Source organism: Actinoallomurus bryophytorum, from assembly GCF_006716425.1.
GTDB classification, from domain to species: Bacteria; Actinomycetota; Actinomycetes; order Streptosporangiales; family Streptosporangiaceae; genus Actinoallomurus; species Actinoallomurus bryophytorum.
The window spans coordinates 7377366-7394924 of sequence record NZ_VFOZ01000001.1 but is presented as its reverse complement, the minus strand read 5'-3'; the positions used below and the strand labels follow the sequence as shown (position 1 = coordinate 7394924).

Below are 17559 nucleotides of genomic sequence, written 5' to 3'. Positions count from 1 at the left end.
GTTGAACCTGCTGGACACCGGTCTGCTCGCCGCCGCGGGCGTGGCGGCGGGCGTCGTCAACGCGATCGCCGGCGGCGGCTCGCTGATCTCCTTTCCCGCGCTTCTATTCGTCGGCTACCCGACCGTCACCGCCAACGTGACCAACACGGTGGCGCTGTGGCCGGGTTACATCGGAGGCGCCGTCGGGTACCGCGCGGAGCTGTCCGGGCAGCGCAGGCGCGCGGTCACGTTCGGCGTGACGAGCGTGGTCGGCGCCGTCCTGGGCTGCCTCCTGCTCCTGGTCACACCGGAGAACGTCTTCGGCGCGCTCGTGCCGATCCTGATCGCCGTGGCGAGCCTGCTGCTCGCGGTCCAGCCCTGGGTGAAGAAGCGGCTGAGCGCCTCGGACCGGCTGACCGGCCGCCAGCACCAGATCCTGCTGCACTCGGGCATCCTGCTCGGCGGGGTGTACGGCGCCTACTTCGGCGCCGGCCTCGGCGTCATGCTGCTGGGCATCCTCGGCGTGTTCGTGCACGACCGGCTGCAGCGGGTGAACGCCGTACGCGCGGTGCTGTCGCTGGTCATCAACACGGTGGCGTGCGGCGCGTTCGCGATCTTCGGTCCGGTGCGGTGGTCCGCGGTCGCGGTGATGGCGGTGGCGAGCCTGGCGGGCGGATTCCTGGGTGCGCGCCTGGCGCGGCGGCTGTCGCCGACCGTCCTCCGCGCGGTCATCGTCACCTTCGGGCTCGCCGTCGCCGTGGCCCTGGCCCCGCACTGAGGACCTGTCCCGAAGTCCCGCCGTCTGCTGAGCGACGCGGGCTTCGAGACGGATCCAAGGCCTCAGCCGTCGCGCCGGGCCAGTGAAACACCTTGGCCGGCGGGCCCTGGGGGCCGCTCGTGGCCGCCGGGTTCGCGTGGCCTCACATCCGGGCTCTCAGCACGTCGACCTCACAACCTGGCGCGTACGGGTCGAAGCCGTGCTCGACGAGCCAGCGGACCGCCAGCAGGCTTCGCAGCGACCACCACGCGCGGATCACGTCGAGATCGACGTCGGTGCCGTAGCCGGCGACGACGTCGCCGAGGTGCTCCTCGTGCCCGAGTGTCAGGACGGCGAGGTCGTACAGGGCGTCGCCTCGGGACGCCTCGGACCAGTCGACCACGCCGGTGATCTCCTCACCGTCGAGGAACACGTGGCTGACCTGCAGGTCTCCGTGCGTGAACACCGGCGTCCACGGCCGGAGCGCGGCCTCGGCGACCTCGCGGTTGCGCGTGACCAGGTCGGCGGGAAGCACGTCGTTCGTGACGAGCCGCTCGCATTCGCGGTCGAGATCCGATGCGAGCTCGTCAAGGCTCTGACCGGGCCATGGCGGCAGCGGTGCGTCGTGCAGCTTCCGTACGGCGGCACCCGCCGCGGCCCAGGCCGACGGCGACGCGGCCGACCGCTCGCCGAGGCGGCCGAGTGCCGTGCCCGGGAGGGCGGCGAGCGCGAGCACGGGCGGCTTTCGCCACAGGACCTCCGGAGTCGGGATCGGCGCCATGGCCATCGCCTCGACCTCGACATCGGTGCGCGTCTGATCCGCGTCGATCTTCAGGAACACGTCGCCGACGCGCAGGGTGGCGCGCTCCCGATGGGCGACGACGAGCTCGACCTCTTCCACGTCGGCCATTATCGCGAGAGGACCACTGACTGTCGCCGGGTTAATCGCCGGCACGGCCGGCCTCGTCCCGCGCCCGGCGGCGTCGTGGACGGCACCCCTGACCAGGTCAGACCCACCACTTTTGTCAGGAGGCCTCAGCCGGCGCGCTGGGCCCGTGCGGAGGTGTAGAGGCAGACCGCGGCGGCGGTCGCGAGGTTGAGGCTCTCGGCGCCACCGTAGATCGGCACGCGGACGACCTCGTCGACGGCGGCCAGGATCTCCTCGGGCAGGCCCCACGCCTCGTTGCCGAACACCCACGCGGTCGGCCCGCCGAGCGTGCCCGCCTCAAGGGCGGTGTCCAGCGAGGACTCTCCCGCGCCATCGGCGGCCACGACGGTCAGGCCCGCGGCCTTCAGCGCCGGGATGACCTCGCCGAAACGCGGGCCCATGACGACGGGGAGGTGGAAGATGCTGCCCGCGGAGGCGCGCACGCACTTGCCGTTGTAGGAGTCGACGGAGGCGTCGGTGAAGATCACCGAGTCGGACCCGGCGGCGTCGGCGGTGCGCAGCACCGTCCCCGCGTTGCCCGGGTCGCGTACGTGCGCCAGGACCGTCACCAGCCGCGGCGAAGACGCGAGCGCCGACTCCAACGAGACGTCGACGAATCGGCAGACGGCCAGCAGGCCCTGAGGAGTGACGGTCTGAGCGAGCTCGGCCATCACGTCGGCACCCACCCTGAAGACGGGGATGCCGGATTTTTCCGCCCGGGCGACCAGGTCCTGGTGGCGGTTCTCCGCCTCGGCCGTGGCGAACAGCTCGCAGAGGACTCCGTCCAGCGCCAGTGCCTCGCGTACGGCCTGCGGCCCCTCGGCGAGGAACCGGCCGTCGCGGCGCCGGAACGCGCGTTTGGCGAGCCGACGAGCCGCCTTCACCCGTGGAGATCGGGTGGAACTCAGCTCACGGCCCGCCATCAGCGCGGTGATCCTGGGGCGCTCAGGCCGCGGCGGTGCCCGTGGGCAGCGCCTTCTTGGCGGTCTCGACGAGTACCGCGAACGCGGGGGCGTCGTTGACCGCGAGCTCGGCGAGCATACGGCGGTCGACCTCGACGCCGGCCTCGCGCAGGCCCTGGATGAGTCGGTTGTAGGTCATCCCGTTGGCGCGGGCCGCCGCGTTGATCCGCTGAATCCACAGACGGCGGAACTGGCCCTTGCGGTCCTTCCGGTCGCGGAAGGCGTACGTCATCGAGTGGAGCTGCTGCTCCTTGGCCTTGCGGTACAGCCTGGACCGCTGGCCGCGGTAGCCACTCGCCCGCTCCAGGACGACCCGGCGCTTCTTGGCGGCATTGACCGCCCGCTTCACGCGTGCCACGTTTCGAACTCCCTCGTGGGGGCCGGTGCCTCGTGGGCGACCGGCCGGTCGTAGGACTTACGGGGCTGCCGGTGCCGTCGTGGCACCGGGAGCCCGGCGATCATGCCTGCCGGGCTTACTTGCCGAGCAGCTTCTTGATCTTCTTCTCGTCGTTCTTGTCGACCACCACGGGCCCGTCAAGGCGGCGCGTGCGCTTGGTCGCCTTGTGCTCGAGCAGGTGGTTGCGGTTGGCGCGGCGGCGCATGACCTTGCCGGTGCCGGTCACTTTGAACCGTTTTTTGGCACCACTGTGCGTCTTCATCTTCGGCATGGTCGCCGACGTCTCCCTAGTCCGTGCGCCTCGGGGCGCGCGGCTCACCCCTTTACGGAGTACCGCACGCCTGATGAGGCGCGATGTGCATGCTTCATCGCGAGGCGACCCCACTGCACGAGCGGGGTCGGGGTGGAACAAGCCCCGATCAGGAGGCCGGGGCCTCGTTCTCCACCTGCCGCCGCAAGCGGCTGTTGGTCGCGGCGCGCTGCGTCTCGGCCTTTGCCTCGCTCTTCTTCTTGTGCGGGCCGAGCACCATGATCATGTTCCGGCCGTCCTGCTTGGGCCGGGACTCGACGAAGCCGAGGTCGTCGACGTCCTCCGCGAGCCGCTGCAACAGCCGGAACCCCAGCTCCGGCCGGGACTGCTCGCGACCACGGAACATGATCGTGACCTTGACCTTGTCACCTGCCTTGAGGAACCGCTCGACATGGCCCTTCTTGGTGCCGTAGTCGTGCGGGTCGATCTTCGGCCGGAGTTTGATCTCCTTGATGACCGTGTGCGCCTGGTTACGTCGCGCATCGCGGGCCTTCATCGCGGACTCGTACTTGAACTTGCCGTAGTCCATGAGCTTGGCCACGGGCGGTCGCGCGGTCGGTGCGACCTCCACCAGATCGAGATCGGACTCCCGTGCAAGGTCAAGGGCCTTGGCGATGGGAACGATGCCAACCTGTTCGCCGTTCGGACCGACGAGTCGGACCTCGGGCACGCGAATGCGCTCGTTGATACGCGGTTCGGCGCTGATGGGACCTCCTTGGGGTACTTCGCTGTCTATGACCGGCCATACCCCGGGCCCTTCATACGAAAAGCCCCGCACAGCTCGCATGCGGGGCCACTACCGGTCACCCCGGCGGCCGGAGCCGACGAGGGGACACGCTAATAGCGTGTCGGACCGGGACCCATCAGCCTTTGGCTCCTCGCGGAGCGCGGCCGATCAGGTGGGAGGTGACCTCCGCTTGCGCGCCCGGCGCGTGAACGCCAGGCCAGTCAACGGTTAAAGATATCAGCTTTCGGGCCGTGCGTCGAAATCGCGCATCTCGAAGGCGGCAGTGACCGGCACGGGCTCGGGGAGCGCGGCGATCCGTGCCCGCAGGGCGGCCTCGTCGGTGTGCCAGGCGCTCGGTCCCATGGCCGCCAGCACCGCGACCTCCTTGTGGGTCAACCGCATCGGGAGCTCCAGCGACCGGGAGCCGGACGGGGTGAACCGCTCCCCGACCGCGTCGGCGACCCGCTCGGCCTTGCGCGGGTCGACGGTGAGCAGCTCCAGCGGGCCGACGAGCTCGGCCAGGTGGTGGGCGGCCGGCGTGACGACGATCAGCACTCCGTCCGGCCGCAGCACCCGGTGGAACTCCGGCGCGTTGCGCGGGGCGAAGACGTCCAGCAGCACCGACACCGCGCCCGTGCGCACCGGAAGCGGACGCCAGACGTCCCAGGTGAGGGCCCCGATACGCGGATGGGCCCGCGCGGCACGCCGCAGCGCGTGCTTGGAGATGTCCAGGGCCACCCCCTGGTGTCCCGTCAGCCGGTCGAGGACGGTGCCCAGGTAGTAGCCCGTACCGGCGCCGGCGTCCAGCACGCAGCCCTCATCGGGGGCCCGGGCCGCGGCCCGCTCGGCGACCAGCTCGGCGAGCGGGGCGAAGTGACCGCCGTCGAGGAAGTCCGCGCGCGCCGCCACCATCGCGGCGGTGTCGGCGGTGCCGGTACTCGCGTTCCCGGTCAGCAGCCCGGCGTAACCCTGCCGGGCGACATCGAACGTGTGCCCCGACGTACAGCGCAGGGCCCGCTCCTCGGCGGACAGGTCACCGGCGCAGACGGGACAGCGGAGGTAGCGAAGGACGTCGGCGAGCATCGGCCCGTCAAAGCCCCGTCGCGGGGCGCCCCTGGCCGGAAGGCCCTTGATCGGAGGGCCCCTGGCCGGAGGGCCCCTGGCCGGAAGGCCCTTGATCGGAGGGCCCGTGGCCGGAGGGCCCCTGGCCGGAAGGCCCTTGATCGGAGGGCCCGTGGCCGGAGGGCCCGTGGCCGGAAGGCCCGTGGCCGGAAGGCCCGTGGCCGGAAGGCCCGTGATCGGAGGGCCCCTGGCCGGAAGGCCCGTGGCCGGAAGGCCCGTGGCCGGAAGGCCCGTGGCCGGAAGGCCCGTGGCCGGAAGGCCCGTGATCGGAGGGCCCCTGGCCGGAAGGCCCGTGGCCGGAAGGCCCGTGGCCGGAAGGCCCGTGGCCGGAAGGCCCGTGATCGGAGGGCCCCTGGCCGGAAGGCCCCTCGCCGGCGCGGCGGGCGATCTCGGCCAGGCCCGCGGCGCGCATCGCCTCGACCGGCACGTCGTCGTGGCCGGTCATCAGCGTGATCTGGCGTACGGCCTGGTGCAGGAGCATCGTGAAGCCGTCGGCGACCGTGCCTCCGGCCTCGCGCACGGTCTCGGCCGCCCTCGTCGGCCACGGGGCGTAGACCACGTCGAGGAACGCGCCGGTGGCCCGCGCGATCGTCTTGGCGTACGCGTCGGCCACGCCGGCCGGGAGCGTGGAGATCACCAGGTCGGTGCGGGGCAGCGGGTCGGCGTACGTGAGGACGGTCAGCCCGACGCCGAGCCGCCGGGCCGCGGCGGCCGCCTCGGCGGCACGGCCCGGGTCGCGGGCGACCAGCGCGGCCTCGGACACGCCGAGGTCGCGCAGGGCCGCGAGGGCAGAGCAGGCGGTCGCACCGGCACCGAGCACGACCGCCGAGCCCGCCGCGGGCACCCCGGCCTCGGCGAGCGCGGTCACGATGCCGTGGACGTCGGTGTTGAAGCCCAGCCTGCGGCCGCCGTGGAAGACGACCGTGTTCGCGCCGCCGGTCGCGCGGGCCAGGTCGGAGACCTCGTCCAGCAGCGGCAGCACGGCGCGTTTCAGCGGCATCGTCAGCGACAGGCCCGCCCACGAACCTTCGAGGACGGCAGGCAGGCCCGCCTCGTCGCACTCAACGGCGTCGTAGGTCCAGTCCAGGCCGAGCGCGGCGTACGCGGCCCGGTGGAGCACCGGCGACAGCGAATGCGCGATCGGCTTACCGAGGACCGCCGCACGGGTCATCCGTGCGCCAGGTTCTGCTGGAGTTCCTGGCGGAAACGGCCGAACTCGGCGTAGTTGTCGGTGAACTTGGTGACGTGGTGTGCCGGGTCGGTCGTCACGAAGTACATCCACGGGCCCTTCGCGGGTTTGAGCACGGCCCGCAGGGCCTCCTCGCCGGGATTGCAGATCGCGCCGGGCGGCAGACCCGAGATGCTGTAGGTGTTGTACGGGCTGGTCGACTTCAGGTCGTTGCCGCTGGCGACGATGCCGTACTTGCCGAGGCCGTACATGACCGTACTGTCGAGCTGGAGCTTGTGCATCCACGGCTGCGGGCTGTGGAGGCGGTTCTCGATCACCCGTGCGACCTTCGGCATGTCCTCGGCCGTGCCACTCTCGGCCTGCACCAGGCTCGCGGCCACCACCACGTCGTGCGGCGACATGTGGACGCGCTTGGCCTCGCTCTCCAGGTCGATGTCGTCGGCGCTCTTCTTGAACTGGTCCACCATCGCCTTCAGGACCTGGGTCGCGGTGGCCTTCGGCGGCGGGTCGTACGTGAAGGGATAGAGGAACCCCTCGACCTGCCCGTTGGCGTACGAGGGCAGCCCGAGCGCCTTCGGGTGCTGGGCGGCACGCTGGAAGCTCTTGACCGAGATGTGGGTACGGGCCGACAGCGTCTGGTAGACCTGCGCGGCGCGCTTGCCCTCGGGGAAGGTGAACCGTCCGGTCCGCGAGGCCGGGCTGAGCAGCAGCGCGAGCGCGGACCTGGCCGACATGTGCAGCTTCAGCTGGTAGTAGCCGGGCTGGATGCTGGTGGCCTTGGGATCATCCTTGGCGATCTTGTAGAAGGCACTGCTCGACTTGACGACGGCCGCGTCCTCCAGACGCCGGCCCATCTGGCGTACGGAGTCGCCGTCCTGGATCTGGACGGTGACCGCAGTCGTGCCGGTGCCGCTGTAGTCCGGTGGGTGGATGATCCCACTCAGCTTCGTAAATCCGATATATCCGCCACCGCCCACGACGGCGATGAGGAAGACGATCGCCATCAGGGGCGCCAGTTTTCGCCCCTTCTTGGACTTTTTACGGCGCCGTCCGCGGTGGCCACGGCCCCCGCCGCGCCCAGATTGGTCGGCCCGGGCCGACCGCTGCCGCTCGGCGAGCTGTCTGAGAAAATCCAGGTCCGCGTCACTCATGTGTCCCCCCGGACAATCTCCCCAGGTGGACGGCCTGTCAAGCGTTCGGCGTCGAGTGCGGCCTGCAGGAGCACCGCCGCGGCCGCCTGGTCGACGACCTTGCGGCGTGCCTGGCCGTGCACGCCGCTCTGCCGCAGGCCGCTCTCGGCGGTCACGGTCGTGAGCCTCTCGTCGAACAGGCGTACGGTCTCGGCGCCCAGGCGCCGGGCGATGCGGGAGGCGAACCGGCGGGCCTCACCCGCGGCCGGGCCCTCACGGCCCGACAGCGAGGTCGGCAGGCCGACGATCACCTCGACGGCCTCGTTCTCGGCGACGAGCCACGCGATGCGCTCGATGTCGCCTTTTCCGTTGCGTACGGTCTCCAACGGGGAGGCCAGGATGCCGGCCGGATCACTCCGGGCGATTCCGATGCGCACACTTCCCGCATCGACTCCGAGGCGGACGCCGCGTCTCATGCGCTGCTCCTGCCCCGGCTGGCTCACGCGCTCCCCACGGCTCGCCGGACGGCTGCCAGAGCCTCCCCGATCGCCTCGGGGTTGGCTCCTCCGCCCTGTGCGAGGTCGTCCTTGCCGCCGCCCCCGCCGCCGAGTGCCTTGGCCGCGACCCCGACGAGCGCACCCGCCCGCAGACCGCGGGACCGGCCCTCCTCGCTGACCGCCACGACCACGACCGGGCGGTCCTTGGGGACGCCCGCGACGACCACGACGCTCGGACGGCCCGTCAGGCGGCCGCGCACGTCGACCGCGAGGCGTCGCAGGTCATCGGCGCCGACGCCTCCGGGCGCGCGGTGGGACACGAAGGCGACGCCCCCGACGTCCTGCGCGCCACCGGCGAGCTCCCCGGCGATCTCCAGGACCTGGCGCGAGCGGATCCGCTCCAGCTCCTTTTCCGCCTCGCGGAGCCGGGTGACCAGGCCGGAGATGCGCTCGGGCAGGTCCTCACGCCGGGTCTTCAGCTGCTCGGCGAGCTGGGCCACCAGGACGTTCTCCCGCGCCAGGAACTGGAAGGCGTCGATGCCGACCAGCGCCTCGACCCGGCGTACGCCGGCGCCGATCGACTGCTCGCCGAGAACCTTGATCAGGCCGAGCTGGCCCGAACGCGCGACGTGCGTGCCGCCGCACAGCTCGCGCGAGTAGTCCCCGATCTCCACGACGCGCACCTCGGAGCCGTACTTTTCTCCGAAGAGCGCGAGCGCGCCCATCTTGCGCGCCTCGTCGATGGAGTGCACCGAGGCGTGCACGCCGAGGTCGTCGATGAGGGTCGCGTTGACCTCGTCCTCGACGTCGCGCAGCACGCTCGGGGGCACCGCGCCGGCCGCGGTGAAGTCGAACCGGAACCGGCCCGGGGCGTTCTCCGAGCCGGCCTGTGCGGCGGACTCGCCGAGCGCGTTGCGGAAGCCGCGGTGCACCATGTGCGTGGCGGTGTGCGAACGGGAGATCGCCCGGCGGCGCTCCACGTCGATCTCGGCGTACACGGTGTCGCCCGCCCGTGCCTCGCCCTTGCGCACCCGGCCGCGGTGCACGACGAGACCGGGCAGTGGCGTCTGCACGTCGAGGATCTCGACCTCGGCGCCACCGGAGAACCGGATGAGGCCCCGGTCGGCGAGCTGGCCGCCGCCCTCGGCGTAGAAGGGCGTGCGGTCGAGCACGACCTCGACCTCGGTGCCCTCCCCCGCCGACGGGACGTTGGCGCCGCCCACGAGCAGGCCGACGGCGCGCGCCTCGGCCTCGACGGAGTCATAGCCGGTGAAGACGACCGTACCCGCGCGTTCGAGCATGTCGCCGAGGACCGAGACGTCGAGGTTGCCGGTCTTCTTGGCGGCGGCGTCGGCCTTGGCGCGCTGCCGCTGCTCGTCCATCAGCCGGCGGAACTCGGGCTCGTCAACGGCCAGTCCCTGCTCGGCCGCCATCTCCAGGGTGAGGTCGATCGGGAAGCCGTAGGTGTCGTGCAGCGTGAACGCCTGCGCGCCCGAGACGATGGACTCCTTGCGGCGCTTGGCCTCCTCGGCGGAGGCGTCGAAGATCGCCGTGCCGGTGCGGAGGGTGGCCAGGAAGGACTGCTCTTCGGCGTCGATCACGTGGTGGATCTGCGCGGCGTCGGCCCGCAGCCCGGGGAAGGTCTCGCCCATCCCCTCGATGGCGGCCTCGGTCAGCTCGTGCAGGTAGCGCTCGTCGCCGGCGCCGAGCAGGCGGAGGTTGCGGATGCTGCGGCGCAGGATCCGGCGCAGGACGTAGCCCCGGCCCTCGTTGGAGGGCACGATGCCGTCGCCCACCATCATCGTGCCGCTGCGCACGTGGTCGGCGACGACCCGCAGGGACACGTCGGAGCGCGCGTCGCGGCCGTACTTGGTCTTGGTCAGGTCGGCGGCGCGGTCGAGGATCCGCCACATGGTGTCGATCTCGTAGATGTTGTCGACGCCCTGGAGGATCGACGCCATGCGCTCCAGGCCCATGCCGGTGTCGATGTTCTTGGCCGGCAGCTCGCCGAGGATCGGGAAGTCCTCCTTGCCCGCCCCCGGACCGCGCTCGAACTGCATGAAGACGAGGTTCCACACCTCGAGGTAGCGGTCCTCGTCGACGATCGGGCCGCCCTCGCGGCCGTACTCCGCGCCGCGGTCGTAGTAGATCTCCGAGCAGGGGCCACAGGGGCCGGGCACGCCCATCGACCAGAAGTTGTCGGCCATGCCGCGGCGCTGGATCCGCTCCTCGGGCACGCCGACCTTGTCACGCCAGATCCGGAAGGCCTCGTCGTCGTCGTGGTAGACGGTCGCCCAGAGGCGGTCCTCGGGGAAGCCGAAGCCGCCCTCGGCCTCGGACCGGGTGAGCAGGTCCCACGCGAACGGGATCGCCTGCTCCTTGAAGTAGTCCCCGAACGAGAAGTTGCCCAGCATCTGGAAGAACGTGCCGTGCCGGGTCGTTTTGCCGACCTCGTCGATGTCCGGGGTACGGATGCACTTCTGCACGCTCGTGGCCCGCGGGTGGGCCGGTTTACGCTGCCCGAGGAAGTAGGGCTTGAAGGGCACCATGCCCGCGTTGACCAGCAGCAGTGTGGGATCCTCGGCGATCAGACTGGCCGAGGGCACCACTTCGTGCCCGCGCTCCTCGAAGAAGCGGAGATAACGGCGGGCGATCTCTGCCGACTCCATCTCAGTGGTGGTCCTTGTCTGTCTCGGTGGGCGCGTCGAGGCCGAGCGCGTCCCGCAGCTCGTCCTCGCGCGCGTGCATGGCGTTGCGAACGTCGTCGGTGAAGCCGCGTACGGTCTGGCCGACTCCGGAGGCCTGGTGCACGAGGGCCTGGGGTGTCAGGGCACGCATGAGGCGCTTGAGCCGGAAGGCGGCCCAGGCACCGAGAGTGCCCCCCAGGACCAGCCAGAACAGCCGGCGGATCACCGCTTGCCGTCCTGGTTGCGCGAACCAATGGCCTTACGGACACCATAGGAGAAGGCGGCCGCTTTCACGAGCGGACCGCCGACCACCGAGGTGACCGTGGTCGTGACCGCGGCGGCGTTCTGGGTGACACTGCCGACGCTCTTGGTTATCAGGTCGACCCGGTCGAGTTGCTCACCGGCCCGCGTGACCGTGTCGGTCATGTCGTCCAGCAGTGGGCCGGCCTGCTCACCGAGGTCGGAGACCATCTTGGTGGCCTCCTTCAGCAGCTTGGCCAGCCGCAGCAGCACAAAGGCGAGGAAGGCGACAAGAATCGCCCAGAACACGGCCACGATCAGGCCGGCCACCTGTCCGCCACTCAGCATCGGCTCCCTCTCCCTCGGCTCGCGGTGAACCTGGTCGGACAGACCATACCGTCCCCCTCACCTCGCCGGAGGTCACGCGAACCGACGTGTCCGTGCGGACATGCCCTGAACCGGCCACCACGTGGCGTCCCGCGGGCTCAGTCCTGCCGGGTGCCGCGCAAAACGGCGCGCAGGCGTTCGACGACCTCGGAGAAGCGCGACTCCATGCCGTGCTTGGTGGGGTGGTAGTACTCCTGCCCCGCCACGACGTCGGGGGCGTACTGCTGTTCGGCCACGCCGCCGGGGAAGTCGTGGGCGTACTTGTAGCCCTTGCCGTGGTCGAGCTTCTGCGCGCCCTTGTAGTGCGCGTCGCGCAGGTGCGCGGGAACCGGGCCCACCAGGCCGCGCCTGACGTCGGCGCTCGCCTCGCCGATCGCCCGCACGACGGCGTTGGACTTGGGCGCCAGGGAGAGGTGGATGACGGCCTGGGCGAGGTTGATGCGGGCCTCCGGCAGGCCGACGAACTCCACCGCGTGCGCCGCGGCGGTCGCGGTCTGCAGCGCGGTCGGGTCCGCCATGCCCACGTCCTCGCTGGCGTGCACGATGAGGCGCCGGGCGATGAAGCGCGGGTCCTCGCCGGCCTCGATCATGCGGGCCAGGTAGTGCAGCGCGGCATCGACGTCGGAACCACGGATGCTCTTGATGAACGCGCTGATGACGTCGTAGTGCTGGTCGCCCTCGCGGTCGTAGCGGACCGCGGCGCGGTCGACCGCCTTTTCCAGGATGTCCACGTCGATCGGCTCGCCGGCCGTCGCGACGTAGGAGGCGGCCTCCAGGTAGGTGAGCGCGCGCCGCGCGTCGCCGCCCGCGAGGCGTACGAGGTGGTCCTCGGCCGGGCCGGTGAGGCTCGTGACGCCGGCCAGCCCGCGTTCGTCGGCGAGAGCACGCCGGATCACCGCGCGGAGCTGGTCGTCGCCGAGCGGTTCGAGCGTGAGCAGCAGCGAACGGGACAGCAACGGGCTGATCACCGAGAAGAAGGGGTTCTCCGTGGTCGCGCCGATGAAGGAGACCCAGCGGTTCTCCACGGCCGGCAGCAGGGCGTCCTGCTGGGCCTTGTTGAAGCGGTGCACCTCGTCGACGAACATGACCGTCTGCCGGCCGCGCATGCCGAGCTCGGTCTTGGCCTGGTCGATGGCGGCCCGCACCTGCTTGATGCCGTCGGAGACGGCCGAGATCTCCACGAACCGCCGTCGCGTCGCCTGGCTGACGACGTACGCGAGCGTCGTCTTGCCGGTGCCCGGTGGACCCCACAGGAGCAGCGACATCGCGGTGTCACGCTCGACGAGCTGCCGCAGGGGTGTGCCCGGCCCGAGCAGATGCTCCTGCCCCACCACCTCGTCGAGCCCGCGCGGGCGCATCCGCACGGCGAGCGGCGCGTTCGCCCGCTCGGCCTCCTCCGCCTGTGTGTCGAAGAGGCTGTCGGCCTGCTCGTCGTCCCTGCGCGCCACGTCCCGACACTATCCGCACGCCCGGACGGCGCGGCACGCACGCCCGGACGGCGCCCATGTATCGCGGACGCGGCGACGGCGGCATGTCCAGGGATGGGTGCCGTGTCCGTTCCAGGACACTCTCGTGCCGGAACCACCTCGCCATCCTTATCCTGGAGGCCATGTCCTCCTGGCCCTCCTGCTCGATGGACGACGTCCTCTGCCTCACCGGTCCTGACCCGTTCGTGCGCGGCGTGCGCGGTGCCCGTCGCGGGCCCGCCTGGCGCAACGCCGACGGCCGCGCGGTCGCCTTCACCGCGTACGACTCCGAGGACCGCATCCGGTCACTGGTCGCGCTGGGACCTCCGGACCGGACGCCGGAGCTGGTGTTCGGCGTACGCGACCAGGTCCCCGAGGGGATCCGCGTGATCGTTCCGCGGGGTACGCCGCTCCCGCTGTCCCAGCGCTCCGACTGGCACTTCCGCGCCGCCTACGCGGGCCCGCCGCGGCAGCCGGCCGAGGCCGCGGCCCGCTGGTCCGAGGACGAGGAGGCGATCACCGAGCTGCTCACGCTCGTGAGCCCTGGCACGTCCGCCTGGCCGGGCGACGCCAAGGTACGGCGCTGGGCGGAGATCCGCGAGGACGGCCGGCTGGTCGCCTGCCTGGCCGACACCACCGCCGCCTCCGGGGTCGGTCACATCTCGGCGATCGCCGTCCACACCGGCGTACGCGGCCGTGCGCTCGGCCCGTCGATCACGGCCTGGGCGATGCGCCGGATGTTCGCCGAGGGGTGCGACGTGGTGACGCTGGGCGTCTACGCCGACAACACGGTCGGCCTGCGGATGTATGACCGTCTCGGCTTCACCGTGGACCGCGCGATGACGAGCGGAGTCCTGAAGCCTCCGGCCTGAGGGGTCCGCGCCGGACGGACGAGCCCGTCCGGCGCGGTGCGGGCCTCAGTAGCGCTCCTCCGAGGGACGGACTATGTGGCCGGGCTCGTTCGGTGGCGCGGCCGGGCCCTCGGGCTTGGCGTCCACACCGGCCTCCTTGCGCTGTTCGGCCGTGATCGGCGTCGGCGCGGCGGTCAGCGGGTCGAAGCCGGACGCCGCCTTCGGGAAGGCGATCACGTCGCGGATCGTGTCGCGGCCCGCAAGCAGCATGACGATCCGGTCCCAGCCGAAGGCGATGCCGCCGTGCGGGGGCGGTCCGTAGTTGAACGCCTCCAGCAGGAAGCCGAACTTCTCCTCGGCCTCCTCGCGCGCCAGGCCGAGCGTGTCGAACACCCGCTGCTGCATCTCGGCGCGGTGGATACGGATCGAGCCGCCGCCGATCTCGTTGCCGTTGCAGACGATGTCGTACGCGTTGGCCAGCGCCTCGCCGGGCTTGTCCTGGAAGCCGTCGGCCCACTCTGTCTTGGGCGAGGTGAAGGGATGGTGCACGGCCGTCCAGCCGCCCTCATCCGTCTCCTCGAACATGGGCGCGTCCACGACCCACACGAACGCCCACTGCGACTCGTCGATCAGCTTGCCGCGGCGGCCGATCTCCAGCCGTGCCGCGCCCAGGAGCTCCTGTGTGGAGTGCTGCTTGCCGGCGCCGAAGAAGACGGCGTCGCCGGGCGCGGCGCCGACCCTGTCGGCCAGGCCCGCGCGCTCGGCGTCGGAGAGGTTCTTGGCCACCGGGCCGCCGAGCGTGCCGTCCTGCTGGACGAGGACGTAGGCGAGGCCCTTGGCCCCGCGCGCCTTGGCCCAGTCCTGCCAGCCGTCCAGCTCCTTGCGGGTCTGCGCCCCGCCACCCGGCATCACGACCGCGCCGACGTACGGCGCCTGGAAGACGCGGAAGGGCGTGTCCTTGAAGAACTCCGTCATCTCGACGATCTCGTTGCCGAAGCGCAGGTCCGGCTTGTCCGAGCCGAAGCGGCTCATCGCGTCCGCGTACGTCATGCGCGGGATCGGCCGCGGGATCTCGTATTCCGCGACCTCGCTCCAGAGCCGGCCGACGAGGTCCTCGGCGACGCCCAGGACGTCCTCCTGCTCGACGAAGGACATCTCGATGTCGATCTGGGTGAACTCCGGCTGCCGGTCGGCGCGGGAGTCCTCGTCGCGGTAGCAGCGGGCGATCTGGTAGTAGCGCTCCAGCCCGGAGACCATGAGCAGCTGCTTGAACAGCTGGGGCGACTGCGGCAGGGCGTACCAATGGCCGGGCTTGAGGCGTACGGGCACCAGGAAGTCGCGCGCGCCCTCGGGCGTGGACCGCGTCAGCGTCGGCGTCTCGACGTTGACGAAACCGTGGCCGCGCAGCACGTCGTGCACGATGTAGGACGCCGTGGAGCGCACCCGCAGGGCGCGGGCCTGGGCCTCGCGGCGGATGTCGAGGTAGCGGTACTTCAGCCGCACCTCCTCGTTGACGTTGACGTCGGTCTCGATCGGGAACGGCAGCGGTGCCGACTCGCTCAGCACCTCGATCTCGGTGGCGGCGACCTCGATGTCACCGGTCGGGATCTCGGCGTTCTCGTTGCCCCCCGGGCGCACCCGGACCTCGCCGGTGATCTTGACGCAGAACTCCGAGCGGAGGTCGTGTACTGAGTCTTCCTCACGGAAGACGACCTGCGCGATGCCGGACGCGTCACGCAGGTCGATGAACGTGACGCCTCCGTGGTCGCGGCGGCGCGCGACCCAGCCGGCGAGCACGACCTGCTGTCCGGCGTGCTCGCGGCGGAGCGAACCCGCCTCATGTGTGCGGATCATTTCTGCGAAAGCCCTTCTGTCTGCGAGCCGGGTCTCAGCCCAGCTTCTCCTTGAGCACGTCGGCGACGCGGTCGAGCGGTACGGCCTCCTGCTCGCCGGTGACCATGTCCTTGACCTGCGCGGCGCCCTCGATGAGGTCGCGGTCGCCCAGGATCACGGCGTAAGCCGCGCCGGACCGGTCGGCGCCGCGCATGGCGCCCTTGATCTTCTTGCCGTCGTAGGACATGTCGGCGGCGATCCCGGCCCGGCGCAGCTCGGTCACGAGACCGAAGATCCTGCGCTGTGCCTCCTCGCCGAGCGGCACGCCGTACACGCCGACCGGCGTGCCGGCCGTGGCCGCGACCTCCTCGGCCTCCATGGCGAGCACCGTACGGTCCAGGCCGAGCCCGAAGCCGATGCCGGGCAGCGAGGGGCCGCCGATCTCCTCGGACAGCCCGTCGTAGCGGCCACCGCCGCCGATCCCGGACTGGGAGCCGAGCAGCGGGTGGTCGAACTCGAACGTGGTGCGCGTGTAGTAGTCGAGGCCCCGCACGAGCCGGGGCTCGTCCGTCCAGGGGATCGCCAGGTCGGCGAGCAGCTCGCGGACCTTGTCGTGGTGGGCCTTGCAGGTGCCGCAGAGGTAGTCGGTGACCAACGGGGCGTTCTCCACCTGGGCACGGACATCGGGCCGCTTGTCGTCCAGCACCCGGAGCGGGTTGATCTCGACCCGGGCGCGGGTGTCCTCGTCCAGGTCGAGCCCGCGCAGGAACTCCTGGAGCGCCGCGCGGTAGACCGGCCGGCACTCGCGGCAGCCGAGCGAGTTGAGGTTGAGAGTGAGCCTCGTGAGGCCCAGCTCGCGGTACCAGTCCCACGCGAGGGCGATCGTCTCGACGTCGACCGCCGGGTCCTCCGAGCCGATCGCCTCCAGGTCGACCTGGTAGAACTGCCGGTATCTCCCGGCCTGGGCGCGTTCGTAGCGGAACGCCGGGCCGGTGGCCCAGACCTTCACCGGCAGTTCGCCCCGGTGCAGATTGTGCTGGAGCACCGAGCGGAGCACACCCACGGTGAACTCCGGGCGCAGCGTGATCGAACGTCCGCCACGGTCCTCGAAGGTGTACATCTCCTTGGACACGACGTCGGTCGACTCGCCCACACCACGTGAGAACAGCGCGGTGTCCTCGAACACCGGCAGCTCGAGGTAGGAATAGCCCGCGCGCCTCGCCGTGGCCGCGAAGGCGTCGCGCGCGGCGAGGTAGGTCGCCGAGCGCGGCGGAACGTACTCGTTGACGCCCTTGGGCGCCCGGAAGTCGAAGCTCATCTGCTGGTCAAAGTCCCCTGTGCGGGCCGTCGAACGGGGCCGACTCCTTGAGGAAGGGGTTGGCCGTCCGCTCCTGGCCGATCGTGGTCTTGGCGCCGTGGCCGGGCAGCACCGCGGTCTCGTCCGGCAGCGGCAGGCACACGCGGGCCAGGCTTTCCATGATCGTCGCGTAGTCGCCGCCCGGCATGTCGGTACGTCCGATCGAGCCGGCGAACAGCAGGTCGCCGGAGAACATCACGGGCTCGGCGGCGAGCCGGAACGTCACCGAGCCCGGTGTATGGCCGGGCGCGTGGTCGACGACGAAGTCCAGGCCGGCGAGCGTCAGGGTCTCCCCGTCGCCCAGCTCGCGTACGTCGTCCGGCTCGCTGAACGTCAGGCCGCCGAGCAGCTGGCGGCCGACCTCCGGCGGGAAGCCCTTCGCCGGGTCGGACAGCAGGGCCCGGTCGGCGGCGTGGATGTAGGCCGGGACGTCGCGGGCGCCGCAGACCGGCGCCACGGACCAGACGTGGTCGATGTGGCCGTGGGTCAGCGCCACCGCGACCGGCTTGAGCCGGTGTTCGCGCAGGACGTCGTAGACCATCGCCTCGGCGTCCTGCCCGGGGTCGATGATCACGCACTCCTCCCCCGCCGCGGTCGCCACGACATAGCAGTTCGTCGCGAAGGCTCCAGCGGGGAACGTGGCGATGAGCACGATCGTCCTTTCTTATGGCCACTCTTACGGCTGGTGGCAGCTTGAGCGTACCGGCGGCGCGTGCGCTATCGCGAACGCATAGCGTGGA

The 17559-nt window shown here is 71.2% G+C and carries 18 protein-coding genes; 2 read left to right on the top strand and 16 right to left on the bottom strand.

The genetic code is table 11. The annotated features are described in order from the left end of the window. Window position 1: 1 nt before the first annotated feature. Window positions 2-757: a sulfite exporter TauE/SafE family protein gene (locus FB559_RS34260; RefSeq protein WP_141961068.1), complete on the top strand. Its 756-nt coding sequence runs from the start codon at window positions 2-4 to the stop codon at window positions 755-757. Between the two features lie 142 nt (window positions 758-899). Here FB559_RS34260 and FB559_RS34255 read toward each other — a convergent pair whose 3' ends face one another. From FB559_RS34255 to FB559_RS34195, 13 genes are all read right to left on the bottom strand, one after another. Continuing rightward, window positions 900-1646, bottom strand: a complete 747-nt coding sequence (locus tag FB559_RS34255) for a phosphotransferase family protein (RefSeq protein ID WP_185792535.1) — start codon at window positions 1644-1646, stop codon at window positions 900-902. 125 nt (window positions 1647-1771) lie between these two features. After that, window positions 1772-2587, bottom strand: coding sequence for a TrmH family RNA methyltransferase (locus tag FB559_RS34250; RefSeq protein ID WP_141961066.1), 816 nt, complete (start codon window positions 2585-2587; stop codon window positions 1772-1774). Between the two features lie 22 nt (window positions 2588-2609). Beyond that, window positions 2610-2984 carry a 50S ribosomal protein L20 gene (gene rplT / locus FB559_RS34245; RefSeq protein ID WP_141961065.1) on the bottom strand — a complete coding sequence of 125 codons (375 nt, stop codon included), beginning with the start codon at window positions 2982-2984 and terminating at the stop codon, window positions 2610-2612. Between the two features lie 115 nt (window positions 2985-3099). Continuing rightward, entirely contained in the window at window positions 3100-3294 is a 195-nt protein-coding gene (gene rpmI / locus FB559_RS34240) for a 50S ribosomal protein L35 (protein WP_141961064.1), read from the bottom strand. A 148-nt stretch (window positions 3295-3442) separates the two neighbouring features. Then, on the bottom strand, window positions 3443-4021 hold the full coding sequence (gene infC / locus FB559_RS34235) for a translation initiation factor IF-3 (protein ID WP_281286343.1): 579 nt from the start codon (window positions 4019-4021) through the stop codon (window positions 3443-3445). A gap of 276 nt (window positions 4022-4297) precedes the next feature. Further along, window positions 4298-5143 (bottom strand): putative RNA methyltransferase, encoded by an 846-nt coding sequence (locus tag FB559_RS34230; RefSeq protein ID WP_141961063.1) that lies wholly within the window; start codon window positions 5141-5143, stop codon window positions 4298-4300. 7 nt (window positions 5144-5150) lie between these two features. Beyond that, window positions 5151-6353, bottom strand: coding sequence for a shikimate dehydrogenase (locus tag FB559_RS34225; protein ID WP_141961062.1), 1203 nt, complete (start codon window positions 6351-6353; stop codon window positions 5151-5153). Further along, a complete protein-coding gene (gene mltG, locus FB559_RS34220) occupies window positions 6350-7522 on the bottom strand; it encodes an endolytic transglycosylase MltG (protein WP_141961061.1) in 1173 nt (390 codons plus the stop codon). Before mltG ends, FB559_RS34225 begins: the two co-directional genes overlap by 4 nt. Further along, the gene (ruvX, locus tag FB559_RS34215; RefSeq protein ID WP_141961060.1) at window positions 7519-7977 is read right to left on the bottom strand and encodes a Holliday junction resolvase RuvX; all 459 of its coding nucleotides are present in this window, start codon (window positions 7975-7977) and stop codon (window positions 7519-7521) included. Before ruvX ends, mltG begins: the two co-directional genes overlap by 4 nt. A 23-nt stretch (window positions 7978-8000) precedes the next feature. Next, window positions 8001-10667: an alanine--tRNA ligase gene (alaS, locus tag FB559_RS34210; RefSeq protein WP_141961059.1), complete on the bottom strand. Its 2667-nt coding sequence runs from the start codon at window positions 10665-10667 to the stop codon at window positions 8001-8003. Between the two features lies 1 nt (window position 10668). Then, window positions 10669-10911 (bottom strand): DUF6167 family protein, encoded by a 243-nt coding sequence (locus tag FB559_RS34205; protein WP_221640322.1) that lies wholly within the window; start codon window positions 10909-10911, stop codon window positions 10669-10671. Further along, entirely contained in the window at window positions 10908-11273 is a 366-nt protein-coding gene (locus FB559_RS34200) for a DUF948 domain-containing protein (protein WP_185792534.1), read from the bottom strand. Before FB559_RS34200 ends, FB559_RS34205 begins: the two co-directional genes overlap by 4 nt. Before the next feature lie 137 nt (window positions 11274-11410). Further along, window positions 11411-12760 carry a replication-associated recombination protein A gene (locus tag FB559_RS34195; RefSeq protein WP_141961058.1) on the bottom strand — a complete coding sequence of 450 codons (1350 nt, stop codon included), beginning with the start codon at window positions 12758-12760 and terminating at the stop codon, window positions 11411-11413. 161 nt (window positions 12761-12921) lie between these two features. Between FB559_RS34195 and FB559_RS34190 the strand changes: the two genes are divergently transcribed. Then, complete coding sequence (locus FB559_RS34190; protein ID WP_185792533.1) at window positions 12922-13650, top strand: GNAT family N-acetyltransferase; 729 nt, start codon at window positions 12922-12924, stop codon at window positions 13648-13650. Window positions 13651-13695: 45 nt separating this feature from the next. On the opposite strand, the gene aspS is transcribed toward FB559_RS34190, so the two are convergent. The 3 genes from aspS to FB559_RS34175 are packed head-to-tail and all read right to left on the bottom strand — an operon-like array spanning window position 13696 to window position 17471. Then, window positions 13696-15483, bottom strand: a complete 1788-nt coding sequence (aspS, locus tag FB559_RS34185) for an aspartate--tRNA ligase (RefSeq protein ID WP_141961056.1) — start codon at window positions 15481-15483, stop codon at window positions 13696-13698. A 34-nt stretch (window positions 15484-15517) separates the two neighbouring features. After that, on the bottom strand, window positions 15518-16780 hold the full coding sequence (gene hisS / locus FB559_RS34180) for a histidine--tRNA ligase (protein ID WP_141961055.1): 1263 nt from the start codon (window positions 16778-16780) through the stop codon (window positions 15518-15520). Between the two features lie 7 nt (window positions 16781-16787). After that, the gene (locus tag FB559_RS34175) at window positions 16788-17471 is read right to left on the bottom strand and encodes an MBL fold metallo-hydrolase (RefSeq protein ID WP_141961054.1); all 684 of its coding nucleotides are present in this window, start codon (window positions 17469-17471) and stop codon (window positions 16788-16790) included. Window positions 17472-17559: the final 88 nt, after the last annotated feature.

Coding starts and splice junctions, on each gene's coding strand:
- FB559_RS34255 (WP_185792535.1), bottom strand. CDS start 1,646: ATGGCCGACGTGGAAGAGGTCGAGCTCGTCGTCGCCCATCGGGAGCGC.
- FB559_RS34250 (WP_141961066.1), bottom strand. CDS start 2,587: ATGGCGGGCCGTGAGCTGAGTTCCACCCGATCTCCACGGGTGAAGGCG.
- rpmI (WP_141961064.1), bottom strand. CDS start 3,294: ATGCCGAAGATGAAGACGCACAGTGGTGCCAAAAAACGGTTCAAAGTG.
- FB559_RS34230 (WP_141961063.1), bottom strand. CDS start 5,143: ATGCTCGCCGACGTCCTTCGCTACCTCCGCTGTCCCGTCTGCGCCGGT.
- FB559_RS34225 (WP_141961062.1), bottom strand. CDS start 6,353: ATGACCCGTGCGGCGGTCCTCGGTAAGCCGATCGCGCATTCGCTGTCG.
- mltG (WP_141961061.1), bottom strand. CDS start 7,522: ATGAGTGACGCGGACCTGGATTTTCTCAGACAGCTCGCCGAGCGGCAG.
- ruvX (WP_141961060.1), bottom strand. CDS start 7,977: ATGAGACGCGGCGTCCGCCTCGGAGTCGATGCGGGAAGTGTGCGCATC.
- alaS (WP_141961059.1), bottom strand. CDS start 10,667: ATGGAGTCGGCAGAGATCGCCCGCCGTTATCTCCGCTTCTTCGAGGAG.
- FB559_RS34200 (WP_185792534.1), bottom strand. CDS start 11,273: ATGCTGAGTGGCGGACAGGTGGCCGGCCTGATCGTGGCCGTGTTCTGG.
- FB559_RS34190 (WP_185792533.1), top strand. CDS start 12,922: ATGTCCTCCTGGCCCTCCTGCTCGATGGACGACGTCCTCTGCCTCACC.
- aspS (WP_141961056.1), bottom strand. CDS start 15,483: ATGATCCGCACACATGAGGCGGGTTCGCTCCGCCGCGAGCACGCCGGA.
- hisS (WP_141961055.1), bottom strand. CDS start 16,780: ATGAGCTTCGACTTCCGGGCGCCCAAGGGCGTCAACGAGTACGTTCCG.